Raw genomic sequence first — 17,088 nt, 5'->3', positions numbered from 1 at the left:
GTCTGAGGAAGTCTGCGACAAAATTTTGTTGTTCCTGTATAATGCCGCTTTGCGCCTATAGGAAATGCTATGCGTCTACTTCAAAAAGCACTCACATTCGATGACGTGCTGCTCGTCCCAGCGTACTCCAACGTTCTTCCTGCGGATACGTCCCTCAAAACCCGTCTGACTCGCAATATCAGCCTGAACATCCCGCTGCTGTCGGCCGCTATGGATACGGTCACCGAGGCCCGCCTGGCAATCGCCATGGCACAAGAAGGCGGCATAGGCATCATTCACAAAAACCTGAATCCGAAAGATCAGGCGCGTGAAGTGGCGCGCGTCAAGCGCTTCGAGGCCGGCGTGCTGCGTGACCCGATCACCATCCCGCCTACCATGAAGATCCGTGACGTCATCAAGCTGACCGAGCAATATGGCATTTCCGGCTTCCCGGTCGTCGAGGGTAAAGAAGTCGTCGGCATCATCACCAACCGCGACCTGCGTTTCGAGCAGGAACTGGACGCGGAAGTGCGCGCCAAGATGACCCCGCGCGAAAAGCTGGTGTACGTCAACGAAGACGCCGACACCACCGAAGCCAAGCGCCTGATGAACAAGCACCGCCTGGAGCGTGTGCTGGTGGTCAACGACGCGTTTGAACTGAAGGGCCTGATCACCGTCAAGGACATCCAGAAATCCACCGAGCACCCGCTGGCGTCGAAAGACTCGCAAGGCAAGCTGCTGGTCGGCGCCGCTGTTGGCGTTGGCGCCAAGGATGAAGAGCGCATCGATCTGCTGGTTGCCGCCGGCGTTGACGTGCTGGTGGTTGACACCGCCCACGGTCACTCGCAAGGCATCCTGGATCGCGTGAAATGGATCAAGACCAAGTACCCGCACGTGGACGTCATTGGCGGCAATATCGCCACCGCTGCCGCCGCCAAGGCGCTGGTGGAATACGGCGCGGATGCGGTCAAGGTCGGCATCGGCCCAGGCTCGATCTGCACCACCCGTATCGTTGCCGGCGTGGGCGTACCGCAGATCACCGCGATCTCGAATGTGGCCGAAGCACTGGAAGGCACCGGCGTGCCATGTATCGCTGACGGCGGCATCCGCTTCTCCGGCGATATCTCGAAAGCGCTGGCAGCCGGCGCCTCGACCGTGATGATGGGCTCGATGTTTGCCGGCACCGAAGAGGCGCCAGGCGAAGTGATCCTGTACCAGGGCCGTTCGTACAAATCGTATCGCGGCATGGGCTCGCTGGGCGCGATGTCGGATGGTTCGGCCGACCGCTACTTCCAGGACGCCACCATGAAGGCCGACAAGTTCGTGCCGGAAGGTATCGAAGGCCGCGTGGCCTACAAAGGCTCGGTGCTGGCAATCATCTTCCAGCTGGTTGGCGGCGTGCGCCAGTCGATGGGCTACTGCGGCTGCGCCACCATCGAAGAACTGCGCAACAAAGCCGAGTTCGTCGAGATCACCTCGGCCGGCATGCGCGAATCGCACGTGCACGATGTGCAAATCACCAAGGAAGCGCCGAACTACCGTTCTGGCGACTAAATCCCTTGCAAACGCCGGCCCACGCCGGCGTTTTTCCATATTCAAACTGGTTCAAACTCCATGCACTCTAAAATCCTCATTCTCGATTTCGGTTCCCAGGTTACCCAGCTGATCGCCCGCCGCGTGCGCGATTCCGGCGTGTTCTCGGAAGTGTATCCGTATGACGTCAGCGACGAATTCGTGCGCAACTACGGCGCCGCCGGCGTGATCCTGTCGGGCAGCCACAGCTCGACGCTGGAAGGCGACGCGCCACGCGCGCCGGACGCTGTGTTCGAACTGGGTGTGCCAGTGCTGGGCATCTGCTACGGCATGCAGACCATGGCCGCGCAGCTGGGCGGCAAGGTCGAAAACGGCAAGGTGCGTGAATTCGGCTACGCCGAGGTGCGTGCGCGCAACCACACCAAGCTGCTGGACGGCATCGTCGACTTTGTCACCGACGAAGGCCACGGCATGCAAAAGGTCTGGATGAGCCACGGCGACAAGGTGCTGGACATGCCGCCAGGCTTCGTGCTGATGGGCGACACGCCATCGTGCCCGATCGCGGCCATGGCCCATCCGGAGAAAAATTTCTACGGCGTGCAGTGGCACCCGGAAGTCACGCACACGGTGCAGGGCAAGGTCATGCTGAGCCGCTTCGTGCACGAAATCTGCGGCTGCAAATCGGACTGGAACATGCCGGACTACATCTCGGAAGCAGTCGAGAAGATCCGTGCGCAAGTTGGCAGCGATGAAGTCATCCTGGGCCTGTCGGGTGGCGTCGATTCGTCGGTGGCGGCAGCGCTGATCCACCGCGCGATCGGCGACCAGTTGACCTGCGTGTTCGTCGATCATGGCCTGCTGCGCCTGAACGAAGGCAAGATGGTCATGGACATGTTCGCCAACAACCTGGGCGTGAAAGTCATCCGCGTCGATGCGGAAGAGCAGTTCATGGGTCACTTGGCCGGCGTCAGCGATCCCGAGCAGAAGCGCAAGATCATCGGTCGCGAGTTTGTCGAAGTGTTCGACAAGGAATCGGGCAAGCTGGTCAACGCCAAGTGGCTGGCGCAAGGCACCATCTATCCGGACGTGATCGAATCGGCGGGCAAGGGCAAGAAAGGCCAGACCATCAAGTCGCACCACAATGTTGGTGGCCTGCCGGAGCATATGAAGCTGTCGCTGCTGGAACCGCTGCGCGAACTGTTCAAGGACGAAGTGCGCAAGCTGGGCGTGGCGCTGGGCCTGCCGCATGACATGGTCTACCGTCATCCATTCCCAGGTCCGGGTCTGGGCGTGCGCATCCTCGGTGAAGTGAAGAAGGAATACGCCGACCTGCTGCGCCAGGCCGACGCCATCTTCATCGAAGAACTGCGCAACACACCGTACCAAGCCACCATCGTGCCGGGCTTCGATCAGGACGCCGAGCCGAAGAACTGGTACGACGCCACCTCGCAGGCGTTTGCCGTGTTCCTGCCGGTGAAGTCGGTGGGCGTGATGGGCGACGGCCGCACCTACGAATACGTGGTGGCGCTGCGCGCCGTGCAGACGCAGGACTTCATGACCGCGCACTGGGCGCACCTGCCGCACGACCTGCTGGGCCGCGTGTCTAACAGGGTCATCAATGAAGTGCGCGGTATCAATCGCGTCGTCTACGATATCTCGGGGAAACCACCTGCGACGATCGAGTGGGAGTGATTTCCTAACTGGCAGCGGCTGGCGCTGCTTGGTAAGCGGATGAGCCTTAAGCCCCTGTTTTTTAGGGGCGTTTTCTTTTTGCTGCTGAAAGACGAAGCGAGCTCGTGCATTGCATGGTGTGCATCACATTGCGCGATGCACACCAAGCTTTAATCCAGCGGCACTCAGAACCGCCAGCAGCGTTTTCATGGTGGGATTGCCGTTTGGTGAAAGCGCCCGATACAGGCTCTCACGTGGAATTCCGGCGCGCTCGGCAATTTCCGCCATGCCTTGTGCTTCAGCGACTTGGCGTAGCGCTGCTAAAAGCGCCAGCCGCCCACCTTCCTTGTCTGCTTCTTCCAGCGCGGCAGCAAGGTACTCGTCGACAAACGCCGGGTCTTCGCGCAATAGTTCCACAACTGCGTCATCATGTGGACGAGATGGATTGTTCATGATGCATTCCTTGTGTGCCAGTCTTTCCAATACGACACCGCCATCGCAATATCGGCCTGTTGCTTGCGCTTGTCGCCGCCGATGAGTAGCAGTAGGAGCTGCTCGCCAGCACGGGCATCATATACACGGTAGCCTGGACCGTGATCGATTCGCAGTTCCCACACTCCGTCGGTGATTGGTTTGCAGTCGCCGAAATTCCCGCCGCTCAGGCGCTGTAGCCGAACTAAAATCCAATGATTTCGTACATGATTTTTGTGAATTATAAGTTACAGAACGGTGTTTTCAAGTACGGATCGCCGTTATGACCACGTTACGGTTTTGACGCTGCCGATAGTAGACCAGCTCTGACAGCTTTGGTTCCAGCGAGCGGAGTGATCGATCGCGCTACCACCACTGCGCGTAACAGATCGTGCCGATACTCAGGCAGGATCCGGCACATCGCAGCTGAGCGGCGGTTTCAGGCGAAGAGGCGGTCCTGGCCAAAGGCCGCAGTGGCAAACCGCTCGCTGATCACGCGGTGCGCTGCGCCGTCCGGATGCAGGTTAGTTTTGTCGAGCAAACTGGTCTGCCAGATCCAATAGCGCCCGCAGGCGATCCATATGCCGCAGGTCCTGATGGTAGCCGACCCAGATATCTCTGCCAGGCGGCTGCCCGAATGTTTCGATGCACTGTAAGCCGGATATGGCATCGCCAAGCGGCCTGGGCAGCACTGCCAGGCCCATGCCCTGGACGCACATTTGGGCCTGCACCGCGCGGCTGGTGCTGGAGAACACACGCGGTGACATCGGGAACTGCTCAAGCATCCAGGCGACATCCGGAAAGTGCGACTGGGCCGAATTCATGAGAATGAGGCCGACCGAGGCCGGATTCTTTTGCATTGCAAGCGCGGAAGCGGCCGAGCCGTACAGGCCGTATGACATGCGCATCAGGCGTCGCTGAACGATGTCTGGTTCCGTGAATGGCACAATACGGAACGCCACATCGGCTTCGCGGCGCGACAGATCGAGCAGCCGATAGCTGGCAATCACCTCGGGCACGATGGCCGGATGGCGGCGCGTTAATTCCGTCAACACGGGCGCCAGCACATAACCGGCAAACCACTCTGCTGACGATATCCGTAACACGCCTTCAAGACGCTCGTGGTTGCCGGCCAATCGCCGTTCCATGGCTAGCCCGGAATTTTCCATCGATTCCGCCAGCGCCAGCACAGCATCCCCGGTGTCGGTTAGCACCAGCCCGTCTTTGGTTCTGCGGAAGAGTGCCTGCTCGGCTTCATCTTCGAGTGCCTTGATGCGGCGACCGACGGTCGGATGACTCACACCCAGCGTGCGGGCAGCTTCGCCCAGCGACCTGCAGCGTGCCACCGCGAGAAAGATCCGCACGTCGCTCCATTCCATGTTGTGAAGGCCCGTTCAAAAATGTACGCAGAATATACAGTAATGGCAGTTTACGGACAATACTGTTAGTCGCATCATGACGCTTTTGTTGCGCTGGCCTCTTCGCGTCAGCGCCATCTGAAAGCGCAAACATGAACAAGTTAAAAGACAAAGTCGCCATCGTCACGGGCGCATCCAAGGGCATCGGTGCGGGCGTCGCCCGTCAACTCGCGGCAGACGGCGCCAAGGTGGTGGTCAATTACGCTAGCAGTAAAAGCGCTGCGGATCGAGTGGTCGCCGACATCCAGGCCGCTGGCGGCGATGCGCTGGCGGTCGCTGCGGATGTGACCAAACGGCACGAGGTCGAACTTCTGGTGCAAACGGCAATCAGCACTTTCGGGCGCCTGGACATCGTCGTCAACAACTCCGGCATCTACCAGTTCGCCAGGATCGAGGAGACCACCGAAGAACTCTATCGCAAGCAGTTCGATATCAATGTTCTGGGCACGCTGTTGGTTGTTGCTGCCGCCGCACCGCACCTGGGCAGCGGTGGCAGCATCATCAACATCAGTTCCAATGTCACGCGCGTATTTCCGGCTGAGAGTGCCATTTATACCGGCACGAAAGGGGCGGTTGACGCGATCACCGGCGTGCTCGCGCAGGAACTTGGCCCGCGTGGCATCCGCGTCAATGCCGTCAATCCGGGCCTGGTCGAAACAGACGGCACCCATGCGGCCGGGGTCATCGGTTCTGAATTCCAGCGCTGGAACGAGGGCCAGACGCCGCTGGGCCGCATCGGCCAGGTGCGGGACATCGCGCCCATCGTCTGCTATCTCGCTTCGGACGATGCGCGGTGGGTGACAGGTGAAGTCATCCTGGCATCGGGAGGCATGCGTTGAATGCACGAGGCACGGAAGTGATGCGGACGACAAGCTCCGCCGCGCGCCGGTGGTCGGCATTTGCGGTATTGCTGGTGGGGGCTTTTCTGCCCCCGCTGGACTTCTTCATCGTGAATGTCGCTCTGCCGTCGATACAGGGCTCGCTCCATGCGAGCGCTGCAGAACTGCAACTGCTTATTTCCGGGTATGCAGCCGCCTATGCGGTTTTCCTCATCACCGGTGGTCGACTCGGCGACCTGTTTGGTCGACGTAAAATCTTCCTGGTTGGTATCAGCTGCTTCGGGCTGACCTCGGTGTTGTGCGGTCTGGCCACCTCACCGGCCTTGCTCATTGCCGGACGCATGCTGCAAGGCCTGAGTGCAGCCGCCATGGCGCCACAAGGCCTGGCGTCCATCCATGCGTTGTTTCCGGAGCAGGAGCGTGCACGTGCGCTGGGCCTGTACGGCGCCGCTGTGGGGCTGGCAGCGGTAGCTGCGCAAGCGCTTGGCGGTGCGTTAATTTCCGAAGACCTCTTGCACCTGGAATGGCGGATCATTTTTCTGATTAACCTGCCCATTGTGGCGGCTGTGCTCATTTTCGGGTTTCCATTGCTGCCGGACGTGCGCGGCGACGACCCGGCGCCGGTCGACAAAGTCGGCATGTTGCTCTGTGCGCTCACGCTGGCGTTACTGATTGTTCCGCTGGTCGAGGGACGGGAGTTCGGTTGGCCGTGGTGGGCCTGCGCCATGCTCATCGCATTCCCGCTTGCTGGCTTTTGCTTCTGGAAATACGAGAAGGCTTATGGCCGTCGGGGCGGGGTCCCGATCATCAGTGTTGATCTGGCCAAGATACCTGGGTTAATGAGCGGCCTCACAGGGGTACTTTTCTTCTATGTGGTCTCGGCCTTTTTCCTGGTGTTCTCCGTTTATCTTCAATCCGCCATCGGGCTGAGTCCTGTGGAAACGGGGCTGGTCTTCCTGCCTTTCGGCGTTGGCGCCTTCATAGGCCCGCTGACGACGCCGCTGGTCCTGCGCGCTTGCGGCAGATTTGTTCCTGCCATCGGCATGATGCTCGAAGTCGCTGGCTGCGTGACCCTGGCCGTCCTCGTGGCTGCGACGCCTGGCCGCATGCCAGACCAGATTCCGTTGGTCATGGCCGTGGGCTTGCTGGGTTTCGGTCAAGGATGGGCGCTGCCAACACTCGTGCGCTCTGTCATCAATCGCGCACCGGTCACCGGCTCCGGGATGATTGCTGGCATCACCAACTCCGCCTTGCAGATCAGCGCAGCGCTTGGCGTTGCTGTCATGGGAGGCATCTTCTTCACCTTGGCAGGGACATCGCCCAATCCGACGTCGATGGCCAAGGCGTTTGCCGCCGCAATGCTGTGCGTGGCCGCCAGCCTGGCAATTTCTGCGGTCTTCTCGGTGGTGGCGTCCAGGCCGGCCAACTGATTGCCGGGCGGCGCGCGCGTGCCTGTCTGAACGCGGCCTCTCGCCAAGATGCCGGATTTTTTCTTACTTTGGCGTTGGCAACAGTGGCAGGCGCAGACGGCGGTTCAGGTTTAGTGCCTTGATGTCGGCGCCAAATGCTTCATCGATCAGGCGTGCTTTAAGTCCGCTGGCTTCCGCCGCTTTCAGGGCCCGCTCAATGATGGGGCGGTAATGGGCGACCGATGGGTTCAGATAAAAACCAAAGTCGGCGCGGTACTCGAATAACAGGTGTTGTTCCACTGCCAGCTCAGGATGCGCACGTGCCTCTTTCAGCACCTCAATCACGCCGCGCGGCAGATAATCGACATGGCGGTTTCCCGCCGCCACCATCGCATACACCGTATTCCACGGTGCGGCGTGCTCGTACAGCGGCAAGCCCGCCGCTTTCCACACTTTGGTATCGCCCCAGCCGGCGCCGAAACCGGCGATCAGTCCGGTACGCTTCAGATCTCCGACGGACCGGATCTGGGCGAAGGCTGCTGTATCGGCATGGCGTATCAACAGCACACGCTGACCGATCAAGCCGTTGGTCAAAGCATTACGCACCGGGACCAGCTGTTTATCGTTGTCCTTTTCCTTGGACTGCATGCCATAGAAGAGATTGATGTCATCGCTGCCCAGCATCCACCACATGCGGCGTGCGGGAATATCCTTCACATACTGGATGTGATAGGGCTGCTGTATCAATTTCAATGACTCTTCCAGCAGCCGGACGAAGTAGTCGGCACGGCCATCCGACACCACGGCAATACGCAATTCAAGCGGTGCAACGCCTGCAACTGGCACAGGCGCGGATATTGATGAGGCCGATATAAACAGGGGGCAAGCGAACAAACAAATAAATCGCAGCTTGAAAATCATTTCCGCGACTCCGGGCAAAATCGCGATTGTAGCCTAACTTGGTTTCAAGAAGTTATACCGGTTTTGGCAACAAACACGCCTGCCCGTTGCGCCGCAGCTCAGGCAGTCACGTTGATGCGGTGGCCGCTGGTCGCCGTCTGCACTGCTGGAAGCTGAGGGTCTTGCTTTTCTACGCCATGCGCTTTCAGCAGCTCGGCGAAGCTGGTCGGCAAGCCGGACACCGGCTTGGGCAGCGGATGGTCGGTGTCCAGCGAGGCGTAATAGGCCGCATTCGGGCTGTTGGCCCAGCCGCCGGCTGCCGATTTGCCTTGTGCCTGCATGTCGCGGATCCAGGCGGTGCCGGAATTGCTGATAGTCAGTGTGCTCATGTCGTGTTGCTCCTTGACGAAGTTGAAGAAATTGCGGGGCGCTGCCGGGCCAATATACGTGCTGGATGCCAGCGATACGATGCTTGATCGCGCAAGACTGTGATGTCGAAACTGGAATATTCCGGATGCAGCAATGCAGTAGTGCGTGCAGCAGGTCGTCAATGCGCGTTCGGCTTCCTACAATGACGGGACTTTTTTGAAAGGACCATCATGCATCCGTTGATACAACTCCGTGAAGCCGGCGCCAGCGCCGAGGAAATTGGCGCCATCCTGGCGCCGGAAGTCGTGTTCAAGAGTCCCGTCCTGTCGCGTAACATCATCGGCCGTGACGCCGTGGCGCGCGCCATGGTCGGCGCCATCGCCGTGCGTGACGGCAGCTATATCGCCGAGATGTCGGAGGGGGATGTGACGCTGCTGGTATGGCGCGGCACGGTCGATGGCCAGCCGCTCGACAGCTTTGAAATGCTGCTGCATGATGACGATGGACTGGTGATCGAGCGCAGCGTCGCCATGCGGCCGTTCGCCTCGGTGCTGGCGTTCCGCCAGGCTTTTTACGAGCGCATGAAGGACGTGCTGGACCCTGGCTATTTCGCGCTGCCGTTGGCGCAGGCACCAGCGCAGAGGGCGGGCTGATGGTGCGCGGCCGGTGGCGCACACTGCCGCTTTGCGCATGCTTGCTGGCGTGCGGTGCAGCCGCGCAAAGCATGTCGCGCCATACCATCCAGCTCCATGGCGACAGCGTGTTTTACCGCGAAGCCGGCGATCCCGGCCTGCCGACGATCGTGCTGCTGCACGGCTTTCCATCGTCATCCCATATGTTTCGCGACCTGATGCCGGCGTTGGCCGGACAGTTCCATGTGCTGGCGCCTGACTATCCGGGCATGGGCTACAGCGCCGCGCCGCCGGAGCAGCGGGGCGCCGTCACCTTCGACAGCCTGGCTGATACCATCGAGCGTTTTGTGGCCAGCGCCAGCCAGGGTAAAGTCATCCTGTATATGCAGGATTTTGGCGGGCCTGTTGGCATGCGCCTGGCCACCCGTCATCCGGAATGGATCGCCGGCCTGATCTTCCAGAACACGCCGGTTTCGCTGGACGGCTGGGCGCCTGACCGGCTGGCGGCAGTGCAGGCGGGTGCCGCCGCCCCGCCAGCGGCGCGGCGTGCAGCCGCCGCCTCGCGCGTCTCGCTGGCAACCGCACAATTCCTGCATCGCCAGGGCGCACGCCAGCCCGAACAGCTGAATCCGGACGCCTGGCTGAGCGATGCTTACGCGCTCGGCCTGGCCGACGACCGGCGCGTGATGACTGACCTGCAGGTGGACATCGCCAGCAATCTGCCGCTGTATGCGGACTGGCAGGCGTATCTGAAGGCGCGGCAGCCGCCGACGCTGGTGGTGTGGGGGGATGGCGATCCGCTGTTCCCGCCCGCTGGCGCCGAAGCACTGCGGCAGCTGGTGCCGTCCGCCGAGGTAGTGCACTATGCCACCGGCCACTTCGCGCTGGAAGAGGAGGGCGCCGATATCGCCCGCCGCATTCTGGCGTACTTTGTCAGGCCTGTTCGGGCAGCGACTGATACAGCGCCGCATACCAGTCGATGAAGGTGCGCAGGCGTTGTGGCATATGGCGGTTGGGGCGAAACACGATCGCCACCGGCCGGGGCGGGGTGGCGTAGTCGTGCAGGATCTGGCGCAGCAGGCCGCTGCGCACCGCCGGCCGCAGCGTGTATTCCGAGGCGCTGACAATGCCCAGGCCGGCCACGCCGCAAGCGAGGTAGGCGTCGGCGTCGTCGACAAACACCGTATGCGCCATCGGCACCTGCGCCAGCTGGTCGTTGACGGTGAATTCCCAGGGCCGGCTGCGCCCGCCATGATCCCAGACATAGCCGATACCGACATGCCGCGCGAGATCGGCGACGCTGCGCGGTTCGCCATGCTGCCGCAGATAAGCCGGCGAGGCGCAGGTGATCCGCGCCACCTGGCCGATGTGCTTGACCACCAGGCCCGGGTCGGCGCAGGCGCCGACCCGGATCGCGCAGTCAACGCCGGCTTCGATCAGGTTCACGCGGCGGTCCGAGATCGCCAGCTCGACGTCGATCTGCGGATAGCGCGCCAGAAAGTCGGGCAACGCGGGTATCAGGACGCTTTTCGCCATTGAGCCGGGCAGGCCGACCTTGAGCCGGCCACGTGCGCCCTGGCGGTTACCGGCCGCCATCGCTTCCATCTCATCGATCTCGCCCAGTACTCTGGCGCAGCGTTCGTAGTAGGCGCGGCCCTCGTCGGTGAGGGTGACATTGCGGGTGCTGCGATTCAGCAGCCGCACTTTCAAATGGGCCTCCAGCGCCTGCACCATGCGTGACACCGAAGCTGCCGGCAGTTGCAGCGCTTCGGCGGCGCGCACGAAACTGGCCGCGTCCGCGACCCGGACAAACACCCGCATGGTTGCCAGCCGGTCCATCAGCACGCCACCTGCGGCGCCCTGGGTTGGCATAAAGCGGTTGACTTTGCAAGTAGATAGATTACAATCATCATGAATAAGCCGCAGCCTCTTGAATCAAGGGGCTTTATTTTACCCAATATATGTGTAATTGCACACGTGGATTCTCATGAACAATACAGATTTCAGCAAATTAGGGATGCTGGCGCCTGCGCTATTTGCCGGAGGGCTGGCGACGCTGGTCCTCAGCGGCTGTGGCAATGCGCACAGCAATAACGCCGTCGCGCCGGCGCAGGGCGCGCCGGTGACGGCCGCTGTCGTGGTCGAGCGCGGCGTGACATTGACGCAGGAATTCTCCGGCCGCATGGAAGCGATTGAACGCGTCGACATCCGCGCCCGCGTTGCAGGCTACATCAATTCGGTGCATTTCGCGCCGGGCAGCAAGGTGCGGAAAGGGCAGCTGCTGTTCGTCATCGATCCGCGTCCGTTTGCCGCCGAGGCCAGCCGCGCGCAGGCAGCGGCGCTGGCCGCCAGCGCCAGGGCCGACCTGGCCAAGCTGGAACTGAAGCGCGCCGAGAAGCTGCTGGCGGACCGCGCCATCGCCCAGCGCGAGTACGACGAACGCGCGTCCGCGCTGAAAGAGCTGGACGCGAATGCGCGCGCCGCCGCAGCTCAATATGAAACGGCCCGGCTCAACCTGAGTTACACGCAAGTCAGCGCACCCATCGATGGCCGCGTCAGCAAGGCGGAGATCACGGTCGGCAACCTGGTCGACCAGACCGCCGTGCTGACCTCGGTGGTCTCGGACGACCGCATTTATGCCAGCTTCGATGGCGACGAGGAAACCTATCTGCAAGTCGGTGCCCGGACGCGCCGCAACGAGCCGGTCAAGGTGCGCATCGGCCTGGCCAGCGAAACCGGCTTCCCGCATGAAGGACGGCTGGAGTTCGTCGATAACCGCCTCGATGCCGGCAGCGGCGCGGTGCGCATGCGTGCGGTGTTTGCCAATACCGACAATCTGCTGGCGCCCGGGCTGTTCGCGCGGGTGCAGGTGGACAGCGGCGTGACCGGCGGCCACAAGGCGGTGCTGATCAACGATCAGGCCATCAGTACTGACCAGAGCCGCAAGTTTGTCTATGTGGTCGGCAAAGACAATAAGGCGCAGTACCGGCAGGTGACGCTGGGCGCCGCCACCGGTGGCCTGCGCATCGTGCGCTCGGGCCTGAAGGCAGGCGAGCGGATAGTCGTCAATGGCTTGCAACGGGTGCACCCGGATGCACTGCTGGCGCCGCAAATGGTGGCGATGGACGGCGCTGACGCCAACGTGGCAGTCGTCGGTAAAGGGAACTGATCATGAATTTTTCGCGCTTTTTTGTCGACAAGCCGATCTTCGCGGCGGTCTTGTCCATCATCATTTTTGTCGGCGGCCTGATTGCGATTTTTCAGCTGCCGATCTCCGAATATCCCAATGTAGTGCCGCCGTCGGTGGTGGTCAGCGCCCAGTACCCAGGCGCCAATCCCAAGGTGATTGCCGAAACCGTGGCGGCGCCGCTGGAGGAGCAAATCAACGGTGTCGAGCACATGATCTATATGTCGTCGCAAAACACTTCCGATGGCGCGCTCAAGCTGACTGTCACCTTCGCCATCGGCACCAATGTGCAGCAGGCGGAAACCGAAGTGCAGAACCGGGTGCAGCGGGCCTTGCCGCGCTTGCCCGAGGAGGTGCGCCAGATCGGCGTTACCACCGTCAAGACTTCGCCCAACCTGACCATGGTGGTGCACCTGGTGTCGCCGGACTCGTCGTATGATGATCTGTACCTGCGCAACTATGCGGTGCTGAACGTCAAGGACCAGCTGGCGCGCATCCCTGGCATGGGCGATGTGCAGATACTTGGCTCGGGCGACTACGCCATGCGTGTCTGGCTCGATCCGCAAAAAGTGGCGCAGCGCGGCCTCACCGCCGGCGATATCGCCAGCGCAATCCGCGAGCAGAACGTGCAGGTCGCGGCCGGCGTGGTTGGCGGTTCGCCGACGCGCGCCGCCGACTTCCAGCTCAGCGTCAACACCAAGGGGCGGCTGAAGAGCGAGGAAGACTTCGGCAACATCATCATTCGCACCAATGCCGACGGCGCGCTGACGCGGCTGCGCGACGTCGCGCGCATCGAGCTGGGTTCCGGTTCGTATGCGCTGCGCGCGCTGCTCGACAACAAGCCGGCTGCGGCGCTGGCGATCTTTGCTTCGCCTGGCGCCAACGACCTGCAACTGTCGGCCGACGTGCGCGCCCGCATGGCCGAGCTGAGCAAGGACTTCCCGCGCGGCGTCGAGTACAGCGTGGCCTATGACCCGACCATGTTTGTGCGCGATTCGATCAAGGCGGTGATCCACACGCTGTTTGAGGCGATCGCGCTGGTGGTGCTGGTGGTGATCGTGTTCCTGCAAACCTGGCGGGCGTCGATCATTCCGCTGCTGGCGGTGCCGGTGTCGGTGGTGGGCACGTTTGCCGTCATGCTGGCGTTCGGCTTCTCGATCAATACGCTGACCTTGTTCGGGCTGGTGCTGGCGATCGGCATCGTGGTAGACGACGCTATCGTAGTGGTGGAAAACGTCGAGCGCAATATCGCCGCCGGGCTGTCGCCGCGCGCCGCCACGGTGCAGGCGATGAAAGAGGTCAGCGGCCCCATCATTGCGATTGCGCTGGTGCTGTGCGCGGTGTTTGTGCCGATCGCCTTCGTCGCCGGCCTGACCGGCCAGTTCTACCGCCAGTTCGCGCTGACGATTGCGATTTCGACGGTGATTTCCGCCTTCAGCTCGCTGACGCTGGCGCCGGCGCTGGCAGCCGCGCTGCTGCGCCCGCACGATGCGCCGCAGGATGCGCTGACGCGCGTGATCGACAAGCTGTTCGGCCGCTTCTTCCGCTGGTTTAACGACTTCTTCGGCCGCAGCTCGCAGCGTTATGAAGGCGGCGTCAAGGGCGTGCTCAGTCACAAGACGCTGTCGGTCGGTTTCTACCTGCTGCTGGTGGCGCTGGCGGCGCTGCTGTTCCGCCTGGTGCCGCCCGGCTTCGTGCCGTCGCAGGACAAGGGCTACCTGGTCGGCTTCGCACAATTGCCGGAAGCGGCCGCGCTGGACCGCACCGATGCAGTGATACGCCGAACCGCCGAGATCGCGCTGGGCGTGCCTGGTGCACGCAACACGGTGGCTTTCCCCGGCCTGTCGGTCAACGACCTGACCAATGCGCCCAACGCCGGTATCGTCTTCGTCGGCGAACTGGCGCCGGAGACCCGCAACACGCCGGAGGTCAGCGCCACCGGCATTGCCGGCGAGATCAACAAGCGCGCCGGCGCCATCCAGGACGCCTTTGTCATGGTGTTCCCGCCGCCGCCGGTCAACGGCCTGGGCACCATCGGCGGCCTGAAGATGATGATCGAGGACCGTGGCAATCTTGGATACGACGAACTGTACAAGGCTACCCAGGCGCTGGTCGACAAGGCGCGCGCCGCACCGGAGCTGGCAGGCGTGTTCTCCGGCTATCAGATCAATGTGCCGCAGCTGTATGCCGACATCGACCGCGACCGCGCCAAGCAGCTGGGCGTGCCGCTGCAAACCATCTATCAGACGCTGCAGATCAATCTCGGCTCGCTGTATGTGAACGACTTCAACCAGTTCGGCCGCACTTACCAGGTCAGGGTGCAGGCTGACGCCCGCTTCCGCTCGCGGGTGGAGGACATCGGCCAGATGAAGGTGCGCAATGACAAGGGCGAAATGATACCGCTGTCTTCGCTGATGCGCATCAGCGACAGCTATGGCCCGGACCGCGTGCAGCGCTATAACGCCTACGTGGCGGCCGACCTGAACGCCGGCCCGGCGCCGGGTTATTCCAGTGGTCAGGCGCAGGCGGTGCTGGAGCGGCTGGCGGCCGAGGTGCTGCCGAAAGGCGTCAGCTATGAATGGACCGGGCTGACCTACCAGGACACCATCGCCGGCAACACCATGATGTATGTGTTCCCGTTGTGCGTGCTGCTGGTGTTCCTGGTGCTGGCTGCGCAATACGAAAGCTGGACGCTGCCGCTGGCGGTGATCCTGATCGTGCCGATGTCGATCATGAGCGCGCTGCTGGGCGTCAAGCTGAGCGGCGGCGACAACAATATCTTCACGCAGATCGCGCTGTTCGTGCTGGTCGGCCTGGCGTCGAAGAACGCCATCCTGATCGTCGAGTTCGCCCGCGAACTGGAGCATCACGGCCGTGGCGTGGTGGACGCCGCGCTGGAAGCGTGCCGCCTGCGCCTGCGGCCGATCCTGATGACGTCGATCGCCTTCATCATGGGCGTGCTGCCGCTTGTGTTCTCACACGGCGCCGGTTCGGAAATGCGGCATGCCATGGGGGTGGCGGTGTTTGCCGGCATGCTGGGCGTGACCTTCTTCGGCCTGTTCCTGACGCCGGTGTTTTATGTGCTGGTACGCAAGCTGGCGCAGCGGCTGGAGCGGCATAAGCCGCAGGTACACAGCGCCGAGCAAAAGCTGGAGGGCCATTAAGATGAAGAGAGCAGCCATGAGCATCCTAGCGGTCTTGCTGGCCGGCTGTGCCGCGCCAGACTTCAGGCCGCCGGTCATCGATACGCCAGCCGCTTTCAAGGAGGCGACGGTGCAGACCGCAGCAGACGGCAGCCGCTGGGTGACGGCGCGGCCGGCCGAGCAGCAGGCGCGCGGCGAGTGGTGGCGCGCCTTTGGTGATCCGGCGCTGGATGGGCTGATTGCCGAGGCCACCCGCAGCAATGCCAACCTGGCGGTGGCGGCGGCACGGGTGCGCCAGGCGCGCGCCATCGCCGGCATCGCCGAAGCCGACCGCGTGCCGCAACTGGACCTGGCAGCCGGGGTCCAGCGGGGCCGTCCGGCGCCGGCGGAACTGGGCCTGCCGGCCGGCACGCCGGTGGCGCCGCAGACCACCTACCGGGCCCGTCTGACCGCCAGCTATGAGGTCGACCTGTTCGGCCGGGTATCGTCGAATATAGCGGCCGCCACGGCCGATGCGGACGCCACCGAAGCCAGCTACCGCTCGGTGCTGCTGGCGTTGCAGGCGGATGTGGCGCAACACTATTTCCGCCAGCGCGCCATCGACGCCGAGCTGGAGACGCTGGAGCGCACCGTGCAGACGCGCGAAGAAAACGTCAAGGTCAACCAGCGCCGCTTTGACCTGGGTGACATTGGCGAGTTCGACCTGGCGCGCGCGCTGACTGAGCTGTCGACCACGCGGGCCGAAGCCATCGGCCTGCAACAGCAGCGCGCCACCACCGAGCACGCGCTGGCGGTGTTGCTGGGCAAGCCGGCCGCCAGCTACAGCGCTGCCGCCAGTCCCTTGTCGGACGCCGCGCGCATGCCGGCGATTCCTGCCGGGCTGCCGTCGACGCTGCTGGAGCGTCGGCCCGACATCGCCGCCGCGCAACGGCGCATGGCGGTGGCCAATGCCCGTATTGGCGTGGCGCGCGCGGCCATGTTCCCGGCGCTGAATATCAACGCGGCCGGCGGCGGCGTGGCCGGCAATTTCCCGGATGTGCTGACGATGACCGGCCGCTCATGGATGCTGGGCGCGTTGCTGTCGTCGCCGCTGATCGATGGTGGCCGCCACCGCGCCGACGTCACGCGCAGCGAGGCGGCGCTGGAGGAATCGGTGGCCGCCTACCGGCACAGCGTGCTGGCGGCGTTTGCCGAGGTGGAGGACAATCTGGCCGGCTTGCGCATTCTGCATGGGCAGTCCAGCCAGATCGAAGACGCGCTGGTGTCGGCGCGCCGCTCGGCCGAACTGGCCCACAAGCTGTATGACGCCGGCCGCTCCAGCTACCTGGAGTTGCTGGACGCCGAGCGCAATCTGGCCACGGTCGAACGGAGCGCCGTGCAGCTGCGCGGCAACCGGGCCATCACCACCATCGCGCTGATCCGCGCGCTGGGCGGCGGCTGGGATGCTCCGGGCAGCTAAGGCAGCCGCCGCAGGGCAGGGAAGGCAGCGTGCGGCCCCTGCCTGCGGTACACTTGCCATCAACTACGCTTTAGATTG

The 17,088-nt window shown here is 62.9% G+C and carries 15 protein-coding genes; 9 read left to right on the top strand and 6 right to left on the bottom strand.

Annotated features, from left to right (window positions below; all coding sequences use genetic code 11):
• Positions 1–69: 69 nt before the first annotated feature.
• On the top strand, positions 70–1,533 hold the full coding sequence (gene guaB / locus BLS51_RS01455) for an IMP dehydrogenase (RefSeq protein ID WP_090179489.1): 1,464 nt from the start codon (positions 70–72) through the stop codon (positions 1,531–1,533).
• A gap of 60 nt (positions 1,534–1,593) precedes the next feature.
• Positions 1,594–3,204, top strand: coding sequence for a glutamine-hydrolyzing GMP synthase (gene guaA, locus BLS51_RS01450; protein ID WP_090179493.1), 1,611 nt, complete (start codon positions 1,594–1,596; stop codon positions 3,202–3,204).
• A gap of 123 nt (positions 3,205–3,327) precedes the next feature.
• On the opposite strand, the gene BLS51_RS01445 is transcribed toward guaA, so the two are convergent.
• The 3 genes from BLS51_RS01445 to BLS51_RS01435 all read right to left on the bottom strand — a co-directional run bounded on the left by BLS51_RS01445 (position 3,328) and on the right by BLS51_RS01435 (position 5,033).
• Complete coding sequence (locus tag BLS51_RS01445) at positions 3,328–3,636, bottom strand: addiction module antidote protein (RefSeq protein WP_090179496.1); 309 nt, start codon at positions 3,634–3,636, stop codon at positions 3,328–3,330.
• On the bottom strand, positions 3,633–3,899 hold the full coding sequence (locus tag BLS51_RS01440) for a type II toxin-antitoxin system RelE/ParE family toxin (protein WP_090179499.1): 267 nt from the start codon (positions 3,897–3,899) through the stop codon (positions 3,633–3,635). Before BLS51_RS01440 ends, BLS51_RS01445 begins: the two co-directional genes overlap by 4 nt.
• 279 nt (positions 3,900–4,178) lie before the next feature.
• On the bottom strand, positions 4,179–5,033 hold the full coding sequence (locus tag BLS51_RS01435) for a LysR family transcriptional regulator (RefSeq protein ID WP_090179504.1): 855 nt from the start codon (positions 5,031–5,033) through the stop codon (positions 4,179–4,181).
• Positions 5,034–5,164: 131 nt separating this feature from the next.
• On the opposite strand from BLS51_RS01435, the gene BLS51_RS01430 reads away from it, so the two are divergent.
• The gene (locus BLS51_RS01430) at positions 5,165–5,911 is read left to right on the top strand and encodes a glucose 1-dehydrogenase (RefSeq protein ID WP_090179508.1); all 747 of its coding nucleotides are present in this window, start codon (positions 5,165–5,167) and stop codon (positions 5,909–5,911) included.
• Complete coding sequence (locus BLS51_RS01425) at positions 5,908–7,341, top strand: MFS transporter (RefSeq protein WP_229207430.1); 1,434 nt, start codon at positions 5,908–5,910, stop codon at positions 7,339–7,341. Before BLS51_RS01430 ends, BLS51_RS01425 begins: the two co-directional genes overlap by 4 nt.
• A 63-nt stretch (positions 7,342–7,404) precedes the next feature.
• On the opposite strand, the gene BLS51_RS01420 is transcribed toward BLS51_RS01425, so the two are convergent.
• Both BLS51_RS01420 and BLS51_RS01415 read right to left on the bottom strand, forming a co-directional pair.
• Positions 7,405–8,241 carry a hypothetical protein gene (locus BLS51_RS01420; protein ID WP_090179519.1) on the bottom strand — a complete coding sequence of 279 codons (837 nt, stop codon included), beginning with the start codon at positions 8,239–8,241 and terminating at the stop codon, positions 7,405–7,407.
• A 98-nt stretch (positions 8,242–8,339) separates the two neighbouring features.
• The gene (locus tag BLS51_RS01415) at positions 8,340–8,609 is read right to left on the bottom strand and encodes a hypothetical protein (RefSeq protein WP_090179523.1); all 270 of its coding nucleotides are present in this window, start codon (positions 8,607–8,609) and stop codon (positions 8,340–8,342) included.
• 210 nt (positions 8,610–8,819) lie between these two features.
• Between BLS51_RS01415 and BLS51_RS01410 the strand changes: the two genes are divergently transcribed.
• Together BLS51_RS01410 and BLS51_RS01405 are read left to right on the top strand one after the other, a co-directional pair.
• Complete coding sequence (locus tag BLS51_RS01410) at positions 8,820–9,242, top strand: hypothetical protein (RefSeq protein ID WP_090179527.1); 423 nt, start codon at positions 8,820–8,822, stop codon at positions 9,240–9,242.
• Between the two features lie 71 nt (positions 9,243–9,313).
• Positions 9,314–10,204, top strand: coding sequence for an alpha/beta fold hydrolase (locus BLS51_RS01405; RefSeq protein WP_217636412.1), 891 nt, complete (start codon positions 9,314–9,316; stop codon positions 10,202–10,204).
• On the opposite strand, the gene BLS51_RS01400 is transcribed toward BLS51_RS01405, so the two are convergent.
• Entirely contained in the window at positions 10,155–11,093 is a 939-nt protein-coding gene (locus tag BLS51_RS01400; protein ID WP_229207431.1) for a LysR family transcriptional regulator, read from the bottom strand. The genes BLS51_RS01405 and BLS51_RS01400 overlap by 50 nt on opposite strands.
• A gap of 115 nt (positions 11,094–11,208) precedes the next feature.
• Here BLS51_RS01400 and BLS51_RS01395 point away from each other — a divergent pair, with 115 nt between their 5' ends.
• The 3 genes from BLS51_RS01395 to BLS51_RS01385 are packed head-to-tail and all read left to right on the top strand — an operon-like array spanning position 11,209 to position 17,010.
• On the top strand, positions 11,209–12,390 hold the full coding sequence (locus BLS51_RS01395; protein WP_139168631.1) for an efflux RND transporter periplasmic adaptor subunit: 1,182 nt from the start codon (positions 11,209–11,211) through the stop codon (positions 12,388–12,390).
• A gap of 2 nt (positions 12,391–12,392) precedes the next feature.
• Entirely contained in the window at positions 12,393–15,572 is a 3,180-nt protein-coding gene (locus BLS51_RS01390; protein WP_090179540.1) for an efflux RND transporter permease subunit, read from the top strand.
• A gap of 16 nt (positions 15,573–15,588) precedes the next feature.
• Positions 15,589–17,010 carry an efflux transporter outer membrane subunit gene (locus tag BLS51_RS01385; RefSeq protein ID WP_229207432.1) on the top strand — a complete coding sequence of 474 codons (1,422 nt, stop codon included), beginning with the start codon at positions 15,589–15,591 and terminating at the stop codon, positions 17,008–17,010.
• The last annotated feature ends 78 nt before the right edge of the window (positions 17,011–17,088 follow it).

The organism is Duganella sp. OV510 (genome assembly GCF_900100205.1).
In the GTDB taxonomy this organism is placed as follows: domain Bacteria; phylum Pseudomonadota; class Gammaproteobacteria; order Burkholderiales; family Burkholderiaceae_D; genus Rugamonas.
This window is presented reverse-complemented; position numbering and strand designations above follow the sequence as displayed.

Excerpts from the sequence above, each read along its gene's own strand:
- BLS51_RS01410 (WP_090179527.1), top strand. The coding sequence starts at position 8,820 with ATGCATCCGTTGATACAACTCCGTGAAGCCGGCGCCAGCGCCGAGGAA.
- BLS51_RS01395 (WP_139168631.1), top strand. The coding sequence starts at position 11,209 with ATGAACAATACAGATTTCAGCAAATTAGGGATGCTGGCGCCTGCGCTA.
- guaB (WP_090179489.1), top strand. The coding sequence starts at position 70 with ATGCGTCTACTTCAAAAAGCACTCACATTCGATGACGTGCTGCTCGTC.
- BLS51_RS01415 (WP_090179523.1), bottom strand. The coding sequence starts at position 8,609 with ATGAGCACACTGACTATCAGCAATTCCGGCACCGCCTGGATCCGCGAC.
- BLS51_RS01445 (WP_090179496.1), bottom strand. The coding sequence starts at position 3,636 with ATGAACAATCCATCTCGTCCACATGATGACGCAGTTGTGGAACTATTG.
- BLS51_RS01430 (WP_090179508.1), top strand. The coding sequence starts at position 5,165 with ATGAACAAGTTAAAAGACAAAGTCGCCATCGTCACGGGCGCATCCAAG.
- guaA (WP_090179493.1), top strand. The coding sequence starts at position 1,594 with ATGCACTCTAAAATCCTCATTCTCGATTTCGGTTCCCAGGTTACCCAG.
- BLS51_RS01400 (WP_229207431.1), bottom strand. The coding sequence starts at position 11,093 with ATGCCAACCCAGGGCGCCGCAGGTGGCGTGCTGATGGACCGGCTGGCA.
- BLS51_RS01435 (WP_090179504.1), bottom strand. The coding sequence starts at position 5,033 with ATGGAATGGAGCGACGTGCGGATCTTTCTCGCGGTGGCACGCTGCAGG.
- BLS51_RS01420 (WP_090179519.1), bottom strand. The coding sequence starts at position 8,241 with ATGATTTTCAAGCTGCGATTTATTTGTTTGTTCGCTTGCCCCCTGTTT.
- BLS51_RS01385 (WP_229207432.1), top strand. The coding sequence starts at position 15,589 with ATGAGCATCCTAGCGGTCTTGCTGGCCGGCTGTGCCGCGCCAGACTTC.
- BLS51_RS01405 (WP_217636412.1), top strand. The coding sequence starts at position 9,314 with ATGTCGCGCCATACCATCCAGCTCCATGGCGACAGCGTGTTTTACCGC.
- BLS51_RS01390 (WP_090179540.1), top strand. The coding sequence starts at position 12,393 with ATGAATTTTTCGCGCTTTTTTGTCGACAAGCCGATCTTCGCGGCGGTC.